The organism is Streptomyces sp. NPDC054866 (genome assembly GCF_053610745.1).
This window is the reverse complement of sequence record NZ_JBSGZA010000010.1, coordinates 215217-234433: the sequence shown is the minus strand read 5'-3', so window position 1 is coordinate 234433 and position 19217 is coordinate 215217. Positions and strand designations below refer to the sequence as shown.

At 70.3% G+C, this 19217-nt stretch carries 20 protein-coding genes; 10 read left to right on the top strand and 10 right to left on the bottom strand.

Features of this window, described 5'->3' with window-relative positions:
- Nucleotides 1-55: 55 nt before the first annotated feature.
- A complete protein-coding gene (locus tag ACWGI2_RS37445) occupies nucleotides 56-988 on the top strand; it encodes an LLM class F420-dependent oxidoreductase (RefSeq protein ID WP_453399558.1) in 933 nt (310 codons plus the stop codon).
- 82 nt (nucleotides 989-1070) lie between these two features.
- On the opposite strand, the gene ACWGI2_RS37440 is transcribed toward ACWGI2_RS37445, so the two are convergent.
- Nucleotides 1071-2765 (bottom strand): flavin monoamine oxidase family protein, encoded by a 1695-nt coding sequence (locus ACWGI2_RS37440; RefSeq protein ID WP_453700298.1) that lies wholly within the window; start codon nucleotides 2763-2765, stop codon nucleotides 1071-1073.
- Between the two features lie 69 nt (nucleotides 2766-2834).
- Nucleotides 2835-3623, bottom strand: coding sequence for a carbon-nitrogen hydrolase family protein (locus tag ACWGI2_RS37435; RefSeq protein WP_453700395.1), 789 nt, complete (start codon nucleotides 3621-3623; stop codon nucleotides 2835-2837).
- Between the two features lie 333 nt (nucleotides 3624-3956).
- On the opposite strand from ACWGI2_RS37435, the gene ACWGI2_RS37430 reads away from it, so the two are divergent.
- Both ACWGI2_RS37430 and ACWGI2_RS37425 read left to right on the top strand, forming a co-directional pair.
- The gene (locus ACWGI2_RS37430) at nucleotides 3957-4577 is read left to right on the top strand and encodes a Repetin (protein WP_453700297.1); all 621 of its coding nucleotides are present in this window, start codon (nucleotides 3957-3959) and stop codon (nucleotides 4575-4577) included.
- A 185-nt stretch (nucleotides 4578-4762) separates the two neighbouring features.
- Nucleotides 4763-4960 (top strand): hypothetical protein, encoded by a 198-nt coding sequence (locus tag ACWGI2_RS37425; RefSeq protein ID WP_453700295.1) that lies wholly within the window; start codon nucleotides 4763-4765, stop codon nucleotides 4958-4960.
- An 83-nt stretch (nucleotides 4961-5043) separates the two neighbouring features.
- Here ACWGI2_RS37425 and ACWGI2_RS37420 read toward each other — a convergent pair whose 3' ends face one another.
- The gene (locus ACWGI2_RS37420; protein WP_160503743.1) at nucleotides 5044-5499 is read right to left on the bottom strand and encodes an AsnC family transcriptional regulator; all 456 of its coding nucleotides are present in this window, start codon (nucleotides 5497-5499) and stop codon (nucleotides 5044-5046) included.
- A 10-nt stretch (nucleotides 5500-5509) separates the two neighbouring features.
- A complete protein-coding gene (locus ACWGI2_RS37415) occupies nucleotides 5510-6979 on the bottom strand; it encodes an amino acid permease (RefSeq protein WP_453700293.1) in 1470 nt (489 codons plus the stop codon).
- A 307-nt stretch (nucleotides 6980-7286) separates the two neighbouring features.
- Here ACWGI2_RS37415 and ACWGI2_RS37410 point away from each other — a divergent pair, with 307 nt between their 5' ends.
- The 3 genes from ACWGI2_RS37410 to ACWGI2_RS37400 are packed head-to-tail and all read left to right on the top strand — an operon-like array spanning nucleotide 7287 to nucleotide 10218.
- Nucleotides 7287-8402: an LLM class flavin-dependent oxidoreductase gene (locus tag ACWGI2_RS37410; RefSeq protein WP_453700291.1), complete on the top strand. Its 1116-nt coding sequence runs from the start codon at nucleotides 7287-7289 to the stop codon at nucleotides 8400-8402.
- Nucleotides 8399-9223, top strand: coding sequence for an SDR family NAD(P)-dependent oxidoreductase (locus tag ACWGI2_RS37405; protein WP_453700289.1), 825 nt, complete (start codon nucleotides 8399-8401; stop codon nucleotides 9221-9223). The genes ACWGI2_RS37410 and ACWGI2_RS37405 overlap by 4 nt, the downstream gene beginning before the upstream one ends.
- The gene (locus ACWGI2_RS37400; protein WP_453700287.1) at nucleotides 9220-10218 is read left to right on the top strand and encodes a GDSL-type esterase/lipase family protein; all 999 of its coding nucleotides are present in this window, start codon (nucleotides 9220-9222) and stop codon (nucleotides 10216-10218) included. Before ACWGI2_RS37405 ends, ACWGI2_RS37400 begins: the two co-directional genes overlap by 4 nt.
- On the opposite strand, the gene ACWGI2_RS37395 is transcribed toward ACWGI2_RS37400, so the two are convergent.
- Nucleotides 10191-10598: a winged helix-turn-helix transcriptional regulator gene (locus ACWGI2_RS37395; RefSeq protein ID WP_453399550.1), complete on the bottom strand. Its 408-nt coding sequence runs from the start codon at nucleotides 10596-10598 to the stop codon at nucleotides 10191-10193. The genes ACWGI2_RS37400 and ACWGI2_RS37395 overlap by 28 nt on opposite strands.
- Before the next feature lie 105 nt (nucleotides 10599-10703).
- On the opposite strand from ACWGI2_RS37395, the gene ACWGI2_RS37390 reads away from it, so the two are divergent.
- Nucleotides 10704-11516: an NAD(P)H-binding protein gene (locus ACWGI2_RS37390; RefSeq protein WP_453700286.1), complete on the top strand. Its 813-nt coding sequence runs from the start codon at nucleotides 10704-10706 to the stop codon at nucleotides 11514-11516.
- A gap of 27 nt (nucleotides 11517-11543) precedes the next feature.
- Here ACWGI2_RS37390 and ACWGI2_RS37385 read toward each other — a convergent pair whose 3' ends face one another.
- The 5 genes from ACWGI2_RS37385 to rpe all read right to left on the bottom strand — a co-directional run bounded on the left by ACWGI2_RS37385 (nucleotide 11544) and on the right by rpe (nucleotide 15932).
- Complete coding sequence (locus ACWGI2_RS37385; protein ID WP_160503749.1) at nucleotides 11544-12986, bottom strand: GuaB1 family IMP dehydrogenase-related protein; 1443 nt, start codon at nucleotides 12984-12986, stop codon at nucleotides 11544-11546.
- A 174-nt stretch (nucleotides 12987-13160) separates the two neighbouring features.
- Nucleotides 13161-13538, bottom strand: coding sequence for a barstar family protein (locus ACWGI2_RS37380; RefSeq protein ID WP_453700284.1), 378 nt, complete (start codon nucleotides 13536-13538; stop codon nucleotides 13161-13163).
- A complete protein-coding gene (locus tag ACWGI2_RS37375; protein ID WP_453700283.1) occupies nucleotides 13535-13924 on the bottom strand; it encodes a ribonuclease domain-containing protein in 390 nt (129 codons plus the stop codon). Before ACWGI2_RS37375 ends, ACWGI2_RS37380 begins: the two co-directional genes overlap by 4 nt.
- Nucleotides 13925-14025: 101 nt before the next feature.
- A complete protein-coding gene (locus ACWGI2_RS37370; protein ID WP_453700393.1) occupies nucleotides 14026-15024 on the bottom strand; it encodes a sugar-binding transcriptional regulator in 999 nt (332 codons plus the stop codon).
- Nucleotides 15025-15245: 221 nt separating this feature from the next.
- The gene (gene rpe, locus ACWGI2_RS37365) at nucleotides 15246-15932 is read right to left on the bottom strand and encodes a ribulose-phosphate 3-epimerase (RefSeq protein ID WP_453700282.1); all 687 of its coding nucleotides are present in this window, start codon (nucleotides 15930-15932) and stop codon (nucleotides 15246-15248) included.
- Nucleotides 15933-16064: 132 nt separating this feature from the next.
- On the opposite strand from rpe, the gene ACWGI2_RS37360 reads away from it, so the two are divergent.
- The 3 genes from ACWGI2_RS37360 to ACWGI2_RS37350 all read left to right on the top strand — a co-directional run bounded on the left by ACWGI2_RS37360 (nucleotide 16065) and on the right by ACWGI2_RS37350 (nucleotide 19057).
- A complete protein-coding gene (locus ACWGI2_RS37360) occupies nucleotides 16065-18287 on the top strand; it encodes an MMPL family transporter (protein ID WP_453700280.1) in 2223 nt (740 codons plus the stop codon).
- 134 nt (nucleotides 18288-18421) lie between these two features.
- Nucleotides 18422-18712, top strand: coding sequence for a hypothetical protein (locus ACWGI2_RS37355; RefSeq protein WP_453399544.1), 291 nt, complete (start codon nucleotides 18422-18424; stop codon nucleotides 18710-18712).
- Nucleotides 18713-18754: 42 nt separating this feature from the next.
- Nucleotides 18755-19057 (top strand): hypothetical protein, encoded by a 303-nt coding sequence (locus ACWGI2_RS37350; RefSeq protein ID WP_453700279.1) that lies wholly within the window; start codon nucleotides 18755-18757, stop codon nucleotides 19055-19057.
- Nucleotides 19058-19217: the final 160 nt, after the last annotated feature.

The following is a 19217-nucleotide window of genomic DNA, read 5'->3' as shown; positions in this document are numbered from 1 at the left end:
CCCGACGATCGCTGTACGTTGAAGGCAGTGACCCCGGATGCGAAGGAGCACCAGCATGGCCACACGACTCGGGCTCAGCCTCCCGCAGGGCCGGCAGTACAGCATCGGACGTGACGTCCCGGCTGTCGCCCGCGCGGCGGAGGAGATCGGTTACGAGAGCCTGTGGGTCTACGAACGCGTTCTGTTCCCCGAGCCCGCGACCCAGGGTCTTTACGGTGTCGAGGGCCTGCCCTGGCCGGACACGTACCGCTCGGTGCCCGATCCGCTGATCACGCTGACCCTGGCCGCGGCCGCCACGGAGCGGGCCCGCCTGGGCACCAGCGTCCTGGTCGCCCCGCTGCACGTGCCGTTCCAACTGGCACGCTCCCTGGCCACGTTGGACGCGGCGAGCGGCGGCCGCGTCGTCGCGGGCTTCGGCACAGGCTGGTCCCACGACGAGTACGCGGCTTCGGCGGTGGCCCCCTTCGAGAAGCGCGGCAAGGTCCTGGACGAGCTGATCGACGTCTGCCACGCGGTGTGGGGCCCGGACCCGGTGTCGTACGAAGGGGAGCTGACCACGATCGCGCCCTCGGTGGTCGGCCCCAAGCCCGCGCGCCCCATCCCGATCCTGCTGCCGGCCAACAGCCCGCGCGCCCTGCGCAGGCTCGTCGACCGCGCCGACGGCTGGATGCCGGTGGGCATGGGCGCCGAGAAACTGGCCGAGCAGGCCCAGGCGCTGAAGGAACTGGCCACCGAGCGGGGACGCACGCAGCCGGTCCAGAGCGTCCTGCGCGCCAACGCCCGGTACACGGCGAAGGCGTACGAGGGCGAGAAGCGCGCGCCCTTCCGGGGCAACGTCGCGCAGATCGTCGAGGACCTGGAGGCACACGCCGCGACGGGCGCGGTGGAGGAGATCCTCATCGAGCTCCAGGGGAGCACGCGGGACGCGGAGGAGCTGAAGGACCTGGCGGCGGAGGTGTACGAGGCGGCGAGGGCGGCGGGGATCTAGGGCCCCGAAGGGGCGCGGGGAACTGCGCGACCAGCCACGACGGCCCGGCAGGTCCCCACGCGCCCTGAGCACAACGGCGCGGTCAGTCCTCAGGCAACTCGACGGGAGCAACCTCGTCGTACACGTCCCCCGGACCAGGGTTGGTCGCATCCGTGGCCCCGCCAAAGTGATGCATAACCCCCCACACGGCATTCAGCGCAGTCTGAACCGCACCCTCGGCCCACCCCGCCGTCCAGGAGATGTCATCCCCGGCGAGGAAGATCCCCCGCTTGTCCGCCGGCAGGCGATCCTGCATGAAGTGCGTGAACAGGCGCCGCTGGTAGCGGTAGTGGCCCGGCAGGTTCGCCTTGAAGGCGCCCATGAAGTACGGCTCGTTCTCCCACGACACCGTCACCGGGTTGCCGATGATGTGCTTGCGGATGTCGACCTTGGGATAGATCTCGCCGAGCGACTTGAGCATGACCTCCATGCGCTCGTTCGCCGACAGCGGCAGCCACTTCAGGCTGTCGTCGCACCACGTGTAGGAGAGGCAGATGACGGCGGGCTTGTCCGGCCCGTCGTCGAGCAGGTAAGTACCGCGCGTCATACGGTCGGTGAGCGTCATCGACATGACGTCACGCCCCGTCTCCTCGTCCTTGTCCAGCCAGAACGGCCGGTCCACCGGCACGAAGAGCTTCGAGGACTCCATGTAGTGGGTCCGCTCCATCGCCGTCCAGTGGTCGATGGGGAAGAGCGTGTCGTCGCAGGCGATCTTCGAGAGCAGCATCCAGGACTGGGCGGTGAAGATCGCCGCCTGGTAGGTGCGGATGTCGCCCGAGGCGTCGGTGACGGTGACGCGGTTGCCCGCGGTGCGGTCGAGACGGGTCACGGCGGGCTTCGGCACACCGCCCTCGTGCAGCGAGCTCAGGGACGTGCCGGGCTCCCAGTGCACGATCTTCTGCGGCTCGCGGTCCCACATGCGAAGGGGCAGCTGCTGGCTTCCGCCGACGATGCCGCGGTGGTGGTCGTCGGCCTCGGTGTAGACGACGCGCAGGATCTCCAGGATGGAGTTCGGGAAGTCGGTGTCCCAGCCGCCCGTGCCGAAGCCGACCTGGCCGAATATCTCGCGGTGCCGGAAGGACTTGAAGGCCTCGGAGTCGCAGAGGAAGCCGTAGAAGGTCTGGTTGTCGAGCTTCTCGACGAGCTTGGACCAGATCTCGCGGATCTTCGGTACGTCGCGCTCGCGCAGGGCGCGGTTCATGTCGGAGAAGTCGGCGCCCTCCTCCAGGCAGGAGTTCCAGGCGTTCATCACGTCGCGGTAGACCTGGGGCAGGTCGTCGACGGACGTCGCGTAGTGGGACTCGCCCTTGAGGTCGACGACCGTCGAGGGGGTCGACTCCGCGAGGGGGTTGGGGAACGGCTGGGTCTTGAGGCCCACCAGGTCGATGTAGTGCTGGAGCGCCGTCGAGGACGGCGGGAAGCGCATGGCGCCCATCTCGGCGGTGAGGTCGCCGTCGCAGCCCTCGAAGCCGACGGTGCGCAGCCGGCCGCCGATCTGGTCGGCCTCGTAGACGACGGGCTTGAGGCCCATCTTCATCAGTTCGTACGCGGCCACGATGCCGGACAGGCCGCCGCCGATGACCGCGACCTCCGTGCCGTGCTCGGTCGCGGGTATCTGGCCGAGGCCCGCCGGGTGGGCGAGGAAATCGTCGTACGCGTAAGGGAAGTCCGGACCGAACATGGTGATCGGCGGCTGCGCGTCGGTGTGCTGGACGGCGTTGGGCACCGTGGACGTCATGGGGTACGGACTCCTTGCGGGAACGGCAGAACAGAAGACAGGGGAAGCTTTGGGGGGGGGCAGCGGGGTTCAGATCAGGGAGGCGTACAGACCCGGGCGGCGGTCGCGCAGATAGGGGTTGGCCTCGCGCGACGCGGCGAGGAAGGCCGGGTCGGCGTCGGCGAACACCAGCTGCTCTTCCCGTCCGGCGCGGGTGCGCGCGACTCCGTCGGGTCCGGCCAGCGTGGAGAGGCCGACGAATTCGAACTCCCCTTCCTTGCCGACCCGGTTGACGTACGCGACGTACATCTGGTTCTCGAAGGCCCGCACCGGCACGACCGACTCGGCGACGAACTGGAAGGGGTGCATCTGGGCCGTGGGCACGAGCAGCAGGTCGGTGCCCGCGAGGGCGTGCGCGCGGACGTTCTCCGGGAACTCCACGTCGTAGCAGATCATCAGGCCGATCCGCAGACCGCCCAACTCCGCCTGTACGACGGCCTGTTCACCGGGGGTGAAGTGGTCGCGCTCGAAGCAGCCGAAGAGGTGGGTCTTGCGGTAGTTCGCGAGGCGCGAGCCGTCGGGGCCGATCAGCTGGACGGAGTTGAAGACCTGCTCGCCCTCCCGCTCCGGGTAGCCGTAGGCGATCGCGACGCCGTGGCGTACGGCGGTCTCGGCGATCGCGGCGGCCGACGCCCCGTCGGCGGCCTCGGCCAGGCGCGGCACGTCGTCGCCGATGGCGTACCCGGTGAGGTACAGCTCGGGCGCCACAAGGAGCCCGGCCCCCGCCTCCGAGGCACGGCCCGCGGCGTCGTCGAGCGCCTTGAGGTTCTCGGCGACGGATCCGAGCTGCCCGGAACTCTGGAGCAGGGCGGTGCGCAGCGCAGGCATGGCGGATCCTCGGGGCGTACGAAGGGGCAGGTGGGGTCCGTTAGACGGTACGGTCGGCGGCCCTGCCCGGACAAGGCGCGAGCGTTGCGGGCCGCCGCTCGATCTGTTGCGCGTACAGGGCCCGGAGCGGCGATTCGTTGCGTGGCGTCGTGGGACCTGGGTCGTAGCGGTGTCCACCGCCGGGCGCAGGGGGTACGGAGGCGTTCCCCGCCGCGCGGCGGAGGCGGATTGCCGCCCGTGGCCGGACGTGCCGGCACCCCCTGCCGCGAGACCGTGATCTCGCCCGGAAGGACCGGGTGAACGGCACGCATCAGGAGGCTTCCCGTGAGCCGCAACGCAAGCACCCGGATCGCTGACAGCGGCCCGACCGGCGCCCGCCGCCGTGTGATCGCCATAAGCACCGCCCTGTTGCTGTCCGTGGGGACGGTGGGAGCCGCCGTCGCGTCGGACGACCGCGGGCCGCGGAAAGCCCCGTCACATCCGCAGGCCCGCGAGGCCGCCGCCCTCACCGGCAGCGCGAAGCTGTACCGCAAGACGACTGAGGACGTGACGTTCACCTTCGACGCCCATCTCGCGCGGCGCGACACCATGCGTCCGGACAAGGCGACCGGCACCTTCCGCTTCGTCCACCTCGACAAGCCGGGCGGCGAGGGTGGCTGGGCGAAGGGCCGTATCGACTGCCTGATGACGGGCGGCAAGGTCGCCACGGCGACCGGCGTGATCACGGACACCAATCTCAAGGAGATCAAGGGCGGCCGCGTCGGCTTCACGGTCCACGACCAAGGCAGGCACGACCGCGTGGGCTACAGCTGGGCCGCGGTCGGCCGCCCCGACGGGACCAAGAAGCTGCCCAAGTGCACGAGCGCGGCCCCCTTCGAGAAGGTCAAGCAGGGCACAGGCGACTTCGACGTCAAGCCCTGGCACCCCACGTACCCGACCGACTGACCGCGCCGGGCCCACCCGTACGGGGGTCGGGCGGGCCCGGCGCCTCCGCCTCACGGACCAGCAGCCCCCCGCCGCACGGCGGAGCCGGTCACCACCTTGCGCGCGATGTGCGGCCCGCGGGCGCACGGGAGTGTTGATCGCGCCCGGAGATGCCGGGCGCAGCACCCACATGACGGAGGATTCCCGTGAGCCCGACGATTCCCGTGAGCCCGACGAGCAGTACCGCCCGCACCCGCACCCGTGCCGCAGCCACGCTGGCCATCCTCCTCGTACTCGCCACCGGGGTGGCGGTACCAGCGGCGATCGCATCGGACGCCCCGCAGGGCACGGCCCACGGCACGTTCCACGCCCAGCCGGTCCAGCCGGTGCAGCCGCGGGGCTAGGGAAGCCCCGAAGGGGGCGCGGGGAACTGCGCGCTCAGCCGCAGCGGACCCGCAGAGACAGAACCGCCCATCCAGCGGAGCGACTAAGCAGGCGCCCCGGAAGAGAATCTCCGCATCAGCGGCGAAAGCACGAGCACGGACTTCGTCCGCTCCACGAAGTGCTCGCCCGCGATGCGTTCGAGCACCCGCTCGAAATGCCGCATGTCGGCGGCGAAGACCTGGACGACGGCGTCCGCCTCCCCGGTGACGGTGGAGGCGGACGCGATCTCCGGATAGCGCTCGAGGCCACGGCGGATGGCCTCGGGCGAGGTGTTGCGACGGCAGTAGATCTCGATGAACCCCTCGGTCTCCCAGCCGAGCGCGGCCGGGTCGACCCGCACGGTGAATCCCGTGATGGCGCCGGTCTCCCGGAGCCGGTCCACGCGCCGCTTCACGGCGGGCGCGGAGAGCCCGACCAGCTGGCCGATGTCGGCGTAGGAGCGGCGGGCGTCCTCGGCGAGGGCGTGCACGATGCGTTCGTCGAGATCGTTCAGTCGCACTGGGGGTGGATCACTTCTCTGCGGAGGCCAATCGGGAGCGGCTCATGCCGTACAGGAAGTAGAACACGAGGCCGACGGCCATCCAGACACCGAACACGACCCAGGTCACGGAGTCGAGGCTGAACATGTTGTACGCGCAGAAGCCGAAGCCGAGCACCGGGAAGAGCCAGCCCAGCGGCACGCGGAAGGTGCGCGGCATGTCCGGGCGGGTCCGGCGGAGCACGATCACGGCGATGTTGACCAGGCCGAAGGCGAAGAGCGTACCGATGCTGGTGGCGTCGACAAGCTTGCCGAGCGGGATGACCGAGGCGAGCGCGGCGCAGAACAGCGACACGATGACGGTGTTCACGCGGGGCGTGCCGGTCTTCTTGCTGACCTTGCCGAACACCTTGGGGACCAGTCCGTCGCGGGACATGGCGAACAGGACGCGGGTCTGGCCGTAGAGGACGGTCAGGACGACGGACGCGATGGAGATGACAGCGCCGGCAGCGAGGATCGTGCCCCACATGCTCTGGCCGCTGACGTCGTTCATGATCGCGGCGAGCGCGGCCTCGGAGCCTTCGAAGTCCGTCCAGTTCCAGGCGCCGACGGCGACGGCCGCGACCAGGACGTAGAGGGCCGTGACGATGATCAGCGAGAGCATGATCGCGCGGGGCAGGTCGCGCTGCGGGTTCTTCGCTTCCTCACCTGCGGTGGAGGCGGCGTCGAAGCCGATGTACGAGAAGAAGAGGCTCGCGGCGGCGGCGCTGACGCCGGCCGTGCCGAGCGGCATGAAGTCGGAGTAGTTGCCGGACTTGAAGCCCATGAAGCCGATGGTGCAGAAGAGGATCAGCGCGGCGATCTTCACGATGACCATGATCGTGTTGGCCGTCGCCGACTCCTTGGCGCCGCCGAGCAGGAACACCATGGCGAGCAGCACGACGATCAGGCCGGGCAGGTTGATGATGGCGCCGTCGACCTCGCCGGGAGCCGCCGAGAGGACGTCCGGGATGGTGACGCCGATGGTCCCGTCGAGCAGTTCGTTGAGGTACTCGCCCCAGCCGACGGCGACCGCCGCGACCGATACGCCGTACTCCAGGACCAGGCACCAGCCGCAGACCCAGGCGACGAGTTCACCCATCGTTGCGTACGCGTACGAGTATGAGGAGCCCGCGACCGGTATGGAGCCGGCCAGCTCGGCGTACGAGAGCGCGGAGAAGAGCGCGGTGAGGCCGGCGATCACGAAGGAGATGGTGACGGCGGGCCCGGCCTTGGGGACGCTCTCGCCGAGGACGACGAAGATGCCGGTGCCGAGCGTGGCGCCGATGCTGATCATGGTCAGCTGCCACATGCCGAGGGAGCGCCGCAGCGAGCCGCCCTCACCCTGGCCGCCCTCCGCGACCAGGAGTTCCACCGGCTTGCGCCGCATCAAGCGGGCGCCGAACCCGGTGGCCCGCGGGGGGCTTGGGCGGTTCTGCGGGGGTGCGCCTTGGTCGAGCACGCGTGGCTCCTTCATCGCTGCCGGTCAGGGCGGCGGGACCGGCGGCAGCTCCCACGCATGGATGGGGACCGCCGAGCAGGCGGTCCCCGCCACACCACGTACAGCGGATGACTCTATGAGGCGCGCTTCACGTACGTAATGCAGCAACCTTGCGCAGCCCCGCATGATCGTTGCGTACTTCCCTTTCCTGCGGGTCTTTGTTGCGCGGTCCGTTTCGTCCGTTGCGTGCCAAGGCTCTCGGGTGGTCATTGACACTTCGTCAGATCTCCCCCATCGTGCACTGCGGTCGAGAGGGAGGCAGCAGGCCATGGACCTCGATGTGCTGTACGAGATCGACGTACCGAAGCCCTGGGACGGACCCCATCCGCACGGCCAGCGCACCGCCGAGCAGCGTGCCTACCGCGAGGCCGTGGAACAGATCCGGCTCGCGGACCGGGTCGGCTTCCGCACGGTGTGGGCCGTGGAGCACCACTTCCGCGAGGGCCGCTCGCACTGCCCCGCCCCCGAGGTGCTCCTCGGGCACCTCGCGGCACTCACCGAGCGGATACGCCTCGGCTTCGGCGTCACGCTCACCCCCTTCGGCTTCACTCCCCCGCAGCGGATAGCGGAGAAGGTGGCGGCGGTGGACGTGCTCTCGGACGGCCGCGTGGAGTGGGGCACCGGGCGCTCAACACCCATGGAACAGACGGCCTTTGGCGTCGACAGGGAGCAGTCGCGGTCCGACTGGCGCGAGGCGATCGAGATCGTGACGGGTATGTGGCGCGAGGAGTACTTCGCGTACGAGTCCGAGCGGTTCTCCTTCCCCCGCCGGATGGTCACACCGAAGCCGGTCCAGGACCCGCACCCACCTTGCTGGATGGCGGCGACGTCCCCCGGTTCGGCGGAGGTGGCGGGCGCGGCGGGCCTCGGCCTGCTCTCCTTCTCGATCATGCAGCCGCTGGAGGCGATGGCACGTCAGGTCGCCGCCTACCGCGCGGCGGCGCGCACGCCGTCCCCCATCACGGATGTGACCACGGACCGCGTCAGCGCGTACACGCTGGTGCATGTGGCGGACCGGCCCTCGCGGCGGGTCTGGGACTCGGTGGCCTGGTGGTACCGCAACCTGGCCCAGTTCACGCTCGACTGGGAGCTGCCGCACCTGACCCCCGAGGAGCGCGAGCGGACGTTCCCCTTCCTGACCTCGATCATCGAAGGGACCGTCCCCGTCGAGGAGTTCGACAACGGCGACATGATCCTCATCGGCGACGCGGAGACCATCATCCGCAAGGCGAAGCGCTACGCCGACCTCGGCATCGACCAGCTCATCTGCTACGTCCAGTGGGGGTATCTGGAGCACCGGGAGATCCTGCGCACGATAGAGATCCTGGGCAAGGAAGTAATCCCGGAACTGGCGTCGTACAGGCCGCGGCGGGCGGAGCCGTGAGCGAGGAGCCCGTCGAGGAACCCCTCGACACATCCCCCGTCCCCGACTACGCGGCGCTCCACCGCTTGGACGGCCGCGGCTTCGTCCTGCTCGGCGCGGGCAATGGCATCGGCCGCCAGACCGCGCACGCGCTCACGGCAGCGGGCGCGCGGGTGCTGTGCGTGGATCTCGACAAGGGCCGCGCCGACGCGGTGGCGGCCGAGACGGGCGGCATCGCGTACGTCGCGGACGTGACGCGACGCGAGGAGGTACGGGAGCTCTTCGCTGACGCACGCCGGGAGTTGGGCGGAGTCGGCGGAGTCATCGATATCGTGGGCATGGCCCGCTACGCCCCTCTGGAGGAGCTGGACGACGCGTCCTGGGACTGGCACTTCTCCCTCGTCCTGCGGCACGCCTGGCTGGCGGTGCAGTACGGCGGTGAGGCGCTCGCTGACGCGGGCGGCGGCCCCCTGGTCTTCGTCGCGTCGGTCTCGGGCCTGACGGCGGCGCCCCTGCACGCGGCATACGGGGCGGCCAAAGCAGGCCTGATCTCCCTGGTCCGCTCGGCGGCGGTGGAGTACGGCCCACGCGGGGTACGGGTGAACGCGGTGGCGCCAGGCGTGGTGTGGACCCCGCGGGTGGCGGCCCTGATCGGCGAGGAGGGCCGCGCCCGCAACGCCGGCAACGCCCCGCTGGGCCGGGTGGCCGAGACATCTGACATCGCATCGGCCCTCCTCTTCTTCGCCTCGCCACTCTCCTCGTACGTCACCGGGCAGACGCTCGTCGTGGACGGCGGGGTGGGCGTGAAGTTCCCGTATCCGACCATCGGGGGCGCAAGGTGAGGGAGTTCGTGCGGGGCGCGCCCTGGTGGACCGAGGACGGCCGCGCAGTACGAGCAGACCCGTCCGACCGCGAAAGACTCACCGGCGACACATGGGAACGGGCGGGCGTCCCGGCCGGAATACGCCTGGAGTTCACGGCGCACGCAGTAAACGCAGTAGAGATCACGTACAAGGCCACACCCCCATCACAAACAGACACGCACCGCACAACACCCCAGGTATTCACGCTCCTGACGGCCTCGACCGAGGGCTTCCGCAAGGGGGCGGACGACACCCCAGCCGCGCCCGGCTCGCACTCGGTGTTGGTTCAACTCCCCCAAGCCGACGGTGACTTCGTCCTCCACCTTCCCGAGGCGCTTCGTCCCGCGCTCACCGGGCTGCGGCCCGTCGGGGGTGGCACGCTCGCGCCTCGGCCCAGGCAGCCGCGTTGGCTGGTGTACGGCGACTCGATTGCCGAGGGCTGGTTGGCCAGCCGGCCACACCTGGCGTGGCCCGCGGTTGCGGGGCGGGTCCTCCGGGTGGAGACGGTGAACCTCGGGTACGCGGGTGCGGCCCGTGGGGAGCTCGCTTCGGCCGAGCAACTCGCCTCACTGGACGCCGACTTGATCACCGTCGCCTTCGGCACGAACTGCTGGTCGCGTACGCCGCATTCGGCGAAGCTGCTGTACGAGACGGCGCGGGCGTTCCTGGACCTGGTGCGCCGGGGGCACCCGGACGTTCCCCTCCTGGTCGTCTCCCCCGTGCTCCGCCCGGACGCCGAGGCGGTGCCGAACGTGCTCGGCGCCACCCTGCGGGACCTGCGGACCGCCGTGGAGCGTGCGGCCCTGGACGCGGGGACCGAACTGCTGCCGGGCGGCGGCCTGCTGGACGCCGGGCACCTGGTGGACGGGGTGCATCCGGGCGACGCGGGCCACGCCGTCCTCGCGGAGGCGGTGGCGTCAGCCCTGCGGAGAGGGCTGCGGAAGGGTCACTCCTGGGCGGCCGCCTCGTCGTAGGCCTCGCGCGCGGCTGCGATGGCCGGGCGGTGGTCGATGGACCAGTCGGCGAGGGCCTTGACCAGGTGCGTGAGGCTGTGGCCCAGCTCGGTCAGCTCGTACTCGACCTGCGGCGGAATCGTCGGATACACCGTGCGCTTGACCAGGCCGTCCCGCTCCAAGCGGCGCACGGTCACGGTGAGCATGCGCTGCGAGATGCCGCCGTGGATCCTGCGCTGCAGCTCCTTGAACCGCAGGACGCCCGAGGCGAGTTCGACCACCACGTACACGGACCACTTGTCGCCGAGCCGGTCCAGGACGTCCCGCACCCCGCACTCGTCCTGCGGGGTCTCACAGCTGATGACCGGCGGGGTGGTTACCGCCGTGTGCCCTGCTGACATGAAAGTGCCTCCTTATGCGCCTGCGTCACGCCGATCACCATGGTCACAAGGCCGGCGCAACCGCACCACGCGCCCATCACGCACTCACCACGGGGGTACCTTCCCATGCTCATGATCACCGGCGCCACGGGCGCCCTCGGTTCGCTCATCACCGCCCGCCTCGCGGACCGCGAGGACGTCATCGTCGGCAGCCGAAACCCCGCCCCCGGCGGCCGCCGCGTCGACTTCGACGATCCGGCGTCCCTGGACTTCACCGGAGTCGACACTCTGCTGGTCATCTCCGCGGGCGCCGCCGAGGACGACGTGGTCGTCGCCCGCCACGAGGCCGTGATCTCCACGGCCGAGAAGGCAGGCGTCGGCCACCTCGTCTACACCAGCCTCAGCGGCGACGGCGACCACCTGACGTACGCGCTCGCCCACCGCTGGACCGAGCGCAGACTGCGCGGCTCCTCGCTGAAGTGGACGGTCCTGCGCAACGGCCTGTACGCGGAGTTCCTCGCGGCCGTCGCCGCGCCCGGCCCCGACGGGACCATCGCCGCGCCGCTGGGGACGGGCCGCCTCGCCGCCGTGGCGCGAGCGGACCTGGCCGAGGTCGCGGTGCGGGTGGCGACGGACCCGGCCCCGCACGCGGGCCGCACCTACGAGCTGATCGGCGAACAGGCCCTGGGCGGGGCCGACTTGGCGGCAGCACTGGACGCGACGTACGAACCAGCCACACTCGCCGCCACCCGCGAGGCGATCACCGCGGCCGGCCAAGCGCTGCCCTTCCAGGTACCGATGCTCCTGAGCACCTACTCAGCGATAGCGGGCCGCTTCCTGGACGGCACGGGAATCGAGGACCGGGGCGCGCTCCGCACCCTGCTGGGCAGAGAGCCGCGCCCAGCCCTCGACGCGTACAGGGCCGCGGTACGGGGCTGACCCCCGGGGGGGCGCCCCGTCGACGCGCTAGCTCCAGCTGGCGTGCAGCGGCTTGCCCTCCGCATAGCCCGCGGCACTCTGCACACCCACGGTGGCACGCTCGGCGAACTCCTCGAGCGAGCCCGCACCGGCGTACGTGCAGGAGGAACGGACACCCGCGATGATCGAGTCGATCAGATCCTCCACACCCGGACGCTCCGGGTCGAGGAACATCCGCGAGGTCGAAATGCCCTCCTCGAAGAGCGCCTTGCGGGCACGGTCGTACGCCGACTCCTCGCTCGTGCGGTTCCGCACCGCCCGCGCCGAGGCCATGCCGAACGACTCCTTGTAGAGGCGGCCGTTGGCGTCCTGCTGCAGGTCGCCCGGGGACTCGTACGTCCCGGCGAACCACGAGCCGATCATCACGTTCGACGCACCGGCGGCCAGCGCCATGGCGACGTCACGGGGGTGACGGACACCGCCGTCGGCCCACACGTGCTTGCCGAACTTCTTGGCCTCGGCGGCGCATTCGAGCACCGCGGAGAACTGCGGGCGGCCGACGCCGGTCATCATGCGCGTGGTGCACATGGCGCCGGGGCCCACGCCGACCTTGATGATGTCGGCACCGGCCTCGATGAGGTCCCGTACGCCCTCGGCGGCGACGATGTTGCCCGCGACGATCGGCACCTGCGGGTCGAGCGCGCGCACGGCCTTGACCGCGGCGATCATCGACTCCTGGTGGCCGTGCGCGGTGTCCACGACGAGCGTGTCGGCGCCCGCGTCGAGCAGCTGCTTGGCCTTGGCCGCGACGTCGCCGTTGATGCCGACGGCGGCGGCGATGCGCAGCTTGCCGTTGGCGTCGAGGGCGGGCGAGTAGAGGGTCGCGCGCAGGGCGCCCGTGCGGGTCAGGATGCCGGCGAGGCGGCCGTCCTTGCCGACGGCGGGGGCGTAGCGACGGTTGGCGTGGTCCAGCTTGTTGAACGCGTCGATCGGGTCGATGTCCGCGTCGAGGAGCACGAGGTCCTTGGACATGACCTCGGAGAGCTGGGTGAAGCGGTCGACGCCGTTCAGGTCCGTGTCAGTGACGACGCCCACCGGCTTCTGGTCGGCGTCCACGACGACGCCCGCGTTGTGCGCGCGCTTGGACAGCAGGGCGAGCGCGTCGGCGACGGTCTGCGTGGGGGCCAGGACGATCGGGGTGTCCAGGACGTGGTGGCGCGTCTTGACCCAGGAGATGACCTCGGTGACGACCTCGATCGGAATGTCCTGCGGGATCACGACGAGGCCACCGCGGCGGGCGACGGTCTCAGCCATGCGGCGTCCGGCGATCGCGGTCATGTTCGCGACGACCAGCGGGATCGTGGTGCCGGTGCCGTCCGGCGACGAGAGGTCCACGCCCTGACGCGATCCGACGGCGGAGCGCCTCGGCACCATGAAGACGTCGTCGTACGTCAGGTCGTACGCAGGCTGGATGTCATTGAGGAAGCGCACGTGCTGCTCATCCCAGTCGTTCAGAGGTGGCCCCCGGACAGTTAGGCCGAGGGAAAAGCACGTACTTCAGTGTCCCATGCCCGGGGCGGTGCGCCGCCTGGGATGATCACCCAGCCGGGCTGGAAGGGCCCTGGTCGGATCCTCCAAGCACCGGTCCGGACGGTCACCCTCCGCTCAGGTGTGGGTGCCGAGCGCGAGAACGATCTCCAGGCCGGCCTCGCGCTCCCGGGCGTACTCCACGGCGTCCGCGAACACCTCTTGGGCGACGATCCACTCCTGGGGGGCGGCTTCGGCGTACTCCTGCCAGCCGGTGACGACGAGCAGCCGTCCGGGTGCGGCGGGCGCCCATCCGAGGTCGGTGAGGCAGTCGGCGAGCGCGTCCCAGTTGCGCCCGAACCAGTCGGGCAGTTCCAGGGCGCGGGCGCAGCGCTCCATGAAGGCCGCCTTGTCGCTCACGCCTCTCAGGTCGAGCGAGACGGTGCTCAGTCCGGCGGCGCGGACGGCCTCCAGGACTGCTGTCAGGGGTTCGCGGGCCAGCGGTTCGGGCGTCATCTCAGTACCGCCTTGAAGGACGCGTAGTGGTCGTCCGTGTAGTAGGTCTCGCCGCCGCTCCCGGTGACGATGCGGCGCGCGCCCCGGTCGTGTTCGCCGGGGGTGGGGACGGTGTACTCGCGGTAGTGGCCGCGCCGCTGCTTCGGCAGCTCGCCCTCGAAGTTGCCGAAGACGGAGCCGTCCTTGGCGTAGAGGAAGGGCCCGCCGTCATCGATGAGCCGCAACGTCCGCCGCGCCTCGGCGGGCAGCCGACCGGCCTGGACGGTGGGCATGCCGTGCGCCCAGTCGGGGGCGGAGGTGCTGCTTCCCGAGGAACACCCCGTGCCAAGGACAGCGAGGCAGACCAGCAACGCCGCCAGAGCACGGGGGACAAACCGGGTCAGCATGCGACAGATGCTGCCACGGCGCCCCGTCAGGGGCGCGGGGCTGCGTCCATTTGCGGCTCCGCCGCGTGGGCGCGCTCAGCCACAGCGGACCCGCAGACGACTCAGCTCCCGTCCGGGTCCGCCCGGTCCAGCGCGGGGTGCGGAGTGGCCCCCATGACAAGCAGCTGATCCGCCGCAGCCGTGTCCGTGACGAGGCTGGTGACAAGCCCAGACCTCAGCACCGCGTCGATCGCCGCGGCCTTTCGCTGCCCACCCGCGATGGCGACGACCTCAGGAATCCGCCGGAGCCGATCCGCCTCGACAGTGATGCACCGCTCCCCCAGGTCACGCCCCACCCGACGCCCCTCGGCATCGAAAAGGTGCGCGGACATCTCAGCCGCGACACCCAGCGAAGCGTAATGCGCACGCTCCTCGTCGCTGAGCATGTCGTGGACGGTGGAGATGCCGGGCTCCCAGGAGCCGATGGACACCGCGGCGACGGTGACCTTGTCGAAGTACTCAAAGGCCCGCGCGATCCCGGTCTGGTTCCGCAGGGCGGCGGCCGTGGCCGGGTCCGGCAGGAGCATCGGCGCGTAGATGGGGTGGGCCTCGCCGCCGGAGACCTGCGCGGCACGCCGCACGGCCTCGACGGAGCCGCGTTCGGCGGTCCCGGCGTCGTACACGCCCGTCAGCTGCACCACCGTGCACGGCGGCAGCTGGTCGAGGGCGGCCGCCATGTGAATGGTCGAGCGTCCCCACGCGAGGCCGAGGACGTCGCCCTCGGTGACCAGCTCGCCGAGCAGATCGGCCGCGACCTCGCCGAGGTTCTCGGGGTCGGGCGACTCGTCGACCTCGTCGGCGGAGGACGGCGACTCGACGACGACCGCGTGCCGCAGGCCGTAGCGGGCGCGCAGCGCGTCCGAGCGCTCCGCGTCCAGCTCGGCGGGCACACGGATCTCGATCCGTACGAGATCACGCTCGAGAGCCGTCTCCAGGACCCTGGCCACCTTGAAGCGGCTGACGCCGAACTCCTCGGCGATCTGGATCTTGGACTTGCCCTCGAGATAGAAGCGGCGGGCCATGGCCGCCGCCTGCACCAGCTCCGCGGGTCCCATCCGCATGGCTGACCGGCCGCCCGTCGACACGACGATCTCCTCACTGTTATTTCAAGCAACTGTCGTTCACGCGTTCACACGCATTGGTGCGGCTTCGCGCGCATGGCCACGGCTTCGCGCGCAAAGCCTCTCGCGCATGGCCGCGGCGCAACCTGGGTTCGTCGTTCATCCTTGCAGATCTGACGTACTTGATCAGCCCCGAAGGACTGCGTTCACGTATCCGTGGCTCAGTGGCCGCATGCCCATGCCGCCGTGGACGTTGCCCCGGCCGCTTGGGTGCGCAGTGCACGTACCGCCTCCGCCGGGTCGTCCGCGCCGTACACCGCGGAACCGGCCACGAAGACGTCGGCGCCGGCCTCGGCGCAGCGCTCGATGGTCGAGGCCGAGACCCCGCCGTCGACCTGGAGCCAGAGTTCGAGGCCGTGCTTGCTGATCAACTCGCGGGTACGGCGGATCTTCGGGAGCATGATGTCGAGGAACGCCTGGCCGCCGAACCCCGGCTCGACGGTCATGATCAGCAGCATGTCGAGCTCGGGGAGCAGATCCTCGTACGGCTCGATGGGCGTCGCGGGCTTCAGCGCCATGGAGGCACGGGCTCCCTGGGCGCGGATCTCACGGGCCAGGCGGACGGGAGCCGCGGCCGCCTCCACGTGGAAGGTGACCGATCCGGCGCCCGCTTCGACGTACTGCGGAGCCCAGCGATCGACGTCCTCGATCATCAGATGGCAGTCCAGGGGCGTGTCCGTCGCTCGGGCGAGAGACTCTACGACCGGCACCCCAAGGGTGAGGTTAGGGACGAAGTGGTTGTCCATGACGTCGACATGGAGCCAGTCGGCACCTTCGACCGCCGTTGCCTCCTCGGCAAGACGGGCGAAATCCGCGGACAGGATGCTGGGGTTGATCTGCACGGCCATGCCCCAAGACTGCCATGCCCCGCGCTCGTTGCCCTCCGCGGTCCGTAGCGTGAGCCAACCGGCTCCTTTGACCATGGACCGCGTGCCATGCTGGGCGGTCCACCGGGACGACGTGGGGCAGCGGGGGTAGCCATGCCGGACGAACGGTCGGAGGCACGGTCGGACGCGCGGTTGGACGCGCGGTCGGAGGGACAGCGCCAGGCGGGCCGTGGCGTGGCCTGGCTGGTGTGCGGGCGGCGCACCAAGTGGCTTGTGGTGCTGTTCTGGCTGGTGGTGATCGTCGCCGCAGCGCCGCTCGCGCAGAAGCTCACGGACGCCCAGGACAACCAGGCGTCGTCCTGGCTTCCCGGCTCCGCGGAATCCACCCAAGTCCTGGACATCTCCGAGGAGTTCAGGCCCGAGCAGATTCCCGCGATCATCGTGTACGCCCGTGACGGCGGTCTCACCGCCGAGGACCGGGCGCGGATCAGCGAGGACCTCGGCGAGCTCAAGGAGCTGCGGGCCCACGGCGTGCGCGGCGCGGAGACCCGTGGCCCCGTCTTCGACGCGAAGGCCACATCGGGTGCCGACGCCGCCGAGGCGGCGCAGATCTTCGTACCCATCACCATGGACGAGAAGGGCTGGGAGCGGATCACTCCCGCCGTCGACTCGATGCGCGAGCGCGTGGGAGAGAGTGCGGGCGGCCTCTCGGTGCACGTCACAGGGCCGGGTGGTACGTCGGCGGACTTCTCCGAGGCCTTCGAGGGCATCGACTCGACGCTGCTCCTCTCGGCGGCCGGCGTCGTCATCGTGATCCTCCTGATCACCTATCGCAGTCCGATCCTCCTGATCGTCCCGCTGCTCGCGGCGATCGTCTCCCTCTTCGCCGCGCAGGCGCTGATCTATCTCCTGGCGGAGCACGCGGGCCTGACGGTCAACGGCCAGAGCGCGGGCATCCTGACGGTCCTCGTCTTCGGGGCGGGGACGGACTATGCCCTGCTCCTGGTCGCCCGCTACCGCGAGGAGCTGCGCCGCCACGAGGACCGGCACGAGGCGATGCAGTTGGCCCTGCACCGGGCGGGCCCCGCGGTCATCGCGTCGGGCGCCACGGTCGTGGTCAGCATGCTGGTGCTGCTCACCGCGGACATGAACTCGACGCGGGGCCTAGGCCCCGTGGCCGCCATCGGCGTCGCGGTCGCCCTGCTGGCGATGCTTTCGCTGTTCCCCGCGCTCCTGGTGGTCTGCGGCCGGTGGCTCTTCTGGCCACTGATCCCGCACAACGGCTCCGACGAGCCCACCGAGCGGGGCATATGGGCCCGTATGGGCCGCCGCATCGCTCACCGCCCGCGCCTGACCTGGGGCATCACGGCGGTGGCGCTCGCGGCCCTGGCGCTCGGCCTGACGCAACTGCGCGCCGAGGGACTCAGCAACGCCGACTCGTTCACGGACAAGCCGGACTCGATCGTGGGCCAGGAGGTGCAGGGGAAGTACTTCCCCGCGGGCAGCGGTGACCCACTGGTGATCGTGGCCAACGCCGACCAGGGCGACGAGGTCCGCGGGGCGGTCGCGAAGACGCGGGGCGTGGACCCGGCGAGCATCGGCGTACCGCCGGGGGCGAAGGCGGAGGCCGACGGCCGGGTCCTGTTCGAGGCGACTCCGACCGACCCCTCCGACAGCGAGGCGGCCAAGGAGACCGTGGAGCGGGTGCGCGACGCGGTGCACGCCGTGCCCGACGCGGACGCGAAGGTGGGCGGCGGCACGGCGGCCCTCCTGGACATGGACCGCGCGACGACCCACGACAACAAGCTGGTGATCCCGCTCGTCCTCGTGGTCGTCCTGCTGATCCTCGCCGTGCTGCTGCGCGCCCTGATCGCGCCGCTGATCCTGATCGCGACGGTGGTTCTCTCCTTCTCCGCCGCGCTCGGCATCAGCGCGCTCGCCTTCCGCCACCTCTTCGACTACGCGGGCGAGTCCACGGACTTCCCGCTCTTCGTCTTCGTGTTCCTGGTGGCGCTCGGCATCGACTACAACATCTTCCTGTCGACCCGCATCCGTGAGGAGGCGGGCCGCCAGGGCACCCGTGCGGGCGTGGTGACGGGCCTGGCCGCGACCGGCGCGGTCATCACGTCGGCGGGCCTGGTCCTCGCGGGCACGTTCGCCGCGCTCGGCACGCTCCCGATGGTGGCGTTCGCCGAGATCGGCTTCGCGGTCGCACTCGGCGTCCTGCTCGACACCTTCGTCGTACGGTCCGTCCTGGTCACGGCGCTGTTCCTGGACGTGGGCCCGAAGGTGTGGTGGCCCCACGCCCTGAGCAAGGACCTGGCGGCCGAACGCAACGCGACTCCCGCGAAGGCTGTGGGTTCTGATTCCCCATGACCCCTGGCACACCCCTGACCTGCACGCCTTCGGTGTCTCATGCGGTGGCCCCCGCTGATCCGTCTGGACTGTCAAGTACGGCACCGTACGCAGCATGTATCCGATCACGAAGCCGGTCGAGTAGGGGAAAGCCCGTGGCAGTCAGCATCTACCTGGAGAACGGGGCGCACGAGCGAGTGGCGGGCGTCGGCGACGATCCGAACGAGAGTTTCCTGTCGGCGTGCCAGGCCGCTCCGGACGGGAGCGTCATGAGCGGCGTCTTCTCCGTCGGCGACACGATGTTCAACGAACGGCAACTGGAGCAGTTCGCCCAGGAGTTGGACCAGCTCCCCGAGGAGCGGAAGACGGGTACGACCCGGCAGGTGGCCGACATGGCGCGGCGGGCGGCAGCCTTGCGCGGCTACTTGTTCATCTCCGGGGACTGACCGGAGCGACCCCGAGCGACACTCTGGAGGAAGACGTACCGCATGCCCCTCGTCATCTACGTGGAAGACCAAGTGCACGGCCGCATGGCCAAGACCTACGAGGACCACAAGGAGACGTTCCTGGCCTTGTGCGAGTCGGCACCGGAGGGAAGCATCCTGCGCGCCGTGAACCGCCACGGCGACACCATGTTCAATGAGCTTCAACTCAAGCGGTTCGTAGCAGAGTTGAACGCGCTCCCGGAACGAAAGAAGAACAGCACGGTGCGGAAGCTCATCGCGGCGGCCGAGTTCGCGATCGCCTCCTTCGGCTACCTGTATTTCGTCGGGGAGCCCGCACATGCCTGAGGGCCTGAGCCACTGAGAGGTGGGCGCCCCGCTTCGCGCGGGGCGCCCACTGCCGCGCTGGTACCCATGGGTTGACGTGTCCCACCGCAACCCCGCGTAACTTCTCCGCTCGTCGGCGAGCACGCCGATGACCATCGTTCTGAGGCGCTACACCCGAAGG